The sequence below is a fragment of the Novosphingobium sp. CCH12-A3 genome, from assembly GCF_001556015.1.
Taxonomy (GTDB): Bacteria; Pseudomonadota; Alphaproteobacteria; order Sphingomonadales; family Sphingomonadaceae; genus Novosphingobium; species Novosphingobium subterraneum.
On record NZ_LSIA01000230.1, the window covers coordinates 1 to 2528 of the forward strand.

Here is a 2528-nt window from a genome sequence, read left to right on the forward strand (position 1 = left end):
TGGGGATCAACGTCGCCAGCCACTGGCGCCCGACCTCGGCCAACTACTTCGACCGCGTCAGCAAGCAGGCGCTGCTGGCGCACGTCAGCGAAGTCGGCGGCCCGACCATGGCGGCGAGCTTCATGGGCTCGAAGAAGGGCGATCTTTCGGCCTCCTGCGAGAAGCTGTTCGCTGGCGAGACCATTGTCGCTCCCGAGGTCAAGGAAGCTGCGCTTGCCTGGGTGCCCGAAGCCATGCGGTTCCGGGTGCTCGCGGCGAGCGAGCCCGATGACGAAGCGCCGGTCGAGCACGAACCGGACAGCGATGCGGGCGACCTCGAACCTGCCGAAGAGCAGGGCACCCAAGCCGGCGAAACCGTCGACGCGTGAGCCAGCCATGCCGGCACGCTGCCCCGCGCTTGCCTTACGCCCTGCGGCAGCGTGCCGGTCCATCCAGGAACTATCCCCATGACCATGATCACCAAGCTGCGCGCCCGGGTATCTCCCGAGGCGATCTCGAAGGTCACCCGGATCTTCAACGGGACCCTCGATGACATCTTCAATGAGCTCTTCCAGAATGCCCGCCGCGCGGGCGCGACCAGCATCACCGTCACCGCGGAGCACCTGGCGGACGCCTGCCTCATCACGGTAGGCGACGACGGCGGCGGGATTGCCGATCCGGTCGACCTCCTCTCGCTCGGGGCATCCGATTGGCCCGACGAGTGCCGCACCCGCGAAGACCCGGCGGGCATGGGCTTCTTCAGCCTTGCTGGCCTCGACACCGTGGTCAGTTCGCGGAGCGCGGACGGCGCGTTCTCGCTTGCGATCACGGGCGATGCCTGGACCGGCGAGGCCGACATCGATGTGCTGCCCTTCGACGGGCCGCGCGGCACGATAATCGCCTTCCGGTTCGATCCGCAGCCCGATGGCAAGCTCGAACGTTGCGTCGAGGCGGCGGCGCGGTTCTTGGCCGTCCCGGTCAGCTACAACGGCAAGGACCTCGCCCGCGCTGATTTCCTCGCCGATGCGCACAAGGTCATCGAGCAGGGCGGCTTCCGCATCGGCGTCTTCCGCGACCGGCATTCACCGCATATCGCGACGCTCAATTTCCATGGGCTTACCCTCAAACACGCCTTCCCGGTCGTGAAGGAAGTCCACCATACCCAATGGTCCGTTCAGGTCGACGTGATCGACGCGCCCGAACTCGTCCTGGTGCTGCCCGCCCGCAAGGAAATCTACCGCAACGCCGCACTCGACCGTCTCGTGGCGCTCTGCCGCGAGGCGATCTTTTCGGTCATCCGGGACGAACCGTTTCACCGCCTGAGCTTCGAGAACTGGCTTGAGGCGAGCTTGTATCACGACGATTTCCCGCAGGCGGCCCGGCAACTGCCGCTGTGGTACCCGACGCTCGCCCGCGACAGCTACCGTGAGGTGCCGCGGTTTGCCGACCTCGAGGCGGGTGCGGCGATCTACGATGACACCGACTCCTTCGATGCCGTCACCTTCGGCCGTGCCCTGCGGCGCTCGAACGGCGGCGAGATGCACCGCCTCGGCGGCCCCGATCCGCGCGCATTCTACGAACCGATCACCAATTTCATCGGCTACCCCTGGTACGATTCCCTACCGGCGTTCGTCCGTACCGGCGAATGCTTCACCTTCGATGACGGAAAGCGCACCGATGAAGAGGGTGCCGTCACCCTGCGCCCCGACGCGATCACGATCGAACTTACCGATCAGCACGACCGGCGGCTCGATCTCGAGACCGACTTTGCGATTCTGGAAGATGCCGACTCCTGGGGCGATCCCGACTGCGCGCGCATTGCGCTGACCCGGAGCACCGCGCTTGGACCCGATGATCTCACCGACCTCATCATCGATGCGGTGTTCAGCCCTTCCGACGATTCCGATGCGGACAGCTTCGACACCCAAGAGACCCGCTTCCGCCACGATGCGGCGGTGCGGGCCCATGCTATCCTCGAAGGCGAGGACGCGGCGATTCTTGCCGGCATCCGCATGGCCTTCGCTGACCGGGTCGCCTGGCGCATCCCGCACGGGCGCACGCTCCGCCTCACTTGGTCGAGTGCGGCTTCCGACCTCTCCCTCGATCCAGTCCAGGAGGGTCCGGCCCAATGACCCGTCATCCCAAACCAGACGTCGCGCAGGTCATCACCGACCTGATCCTCGAGAAGATCGCCGCCGGCACCGCCCCGTGGCTCAAACCCTGGACTTCGACCAGCACGCGGCCGCTCCGCCACAACGGAGTCCCCTATTCTGGGATCAACACCTTCTTCCTCTGGGCCGTTGCCGAAAGCCGGGGCTACGCCAGTCCCTACTGGATGACCTTCCGCCAGGCGCTCGAACTCGGCGCCCATGTCCGCAAGGGCGAGAGCGGCTCGTTCAGCGTGTTCTACAGCTCGGCGCGCAAGACAGACACCGATCGCGAGACCGGTGAAACGACCGAGAAGACCATCCGGTTCATGAAGTGGAACCACGTCTTCAACGGTGCGCCGTAACGGCGGAAATTAAGGAGTGCTATCATGGATAGTTGAT

General features: G+C 65.5%; 2 protein-coding genes and 1 pseudogene. All 3 read left to right on the forward strand.

The window, feature by feature from the left end:
• Positions 1-368, forward strand: a pseudogene (locus AX703_RS28020) (chromosome partitioning protein ParB); the annotation flags it as partial.
• A gap of 78 nt (positions 369-446) precedes the next feature.
• Positions 447-2111: an ATP-binding protein gene (locus AX703_RS18370; RefSeq protein ID WP_062346136.1), complete on the forward strand. Its 1665-nt coding sequence runs from the start codon at positions 447-449 to the stop codon at positions 2109-2111.
• Positions 2108-2491 carry an ArdC-like ssDNA-binding domain-containing protein gene (locus AX703_RS18375; RefSeq protein ID WP_231735609.1) on the forward strand — a complete coding sequence of 128 codons (384 nt, stop codon included), beginning with the start codon at positions 2108-2110 and terminating at the stop codon, positions 2489-2491. Before AX703_RS18370 ends, AX703_RS18375 begins: the two co-directional genes overlap by 4 nt.
• Positions 2492-2528: the final 37 nt, after the last annotated feature.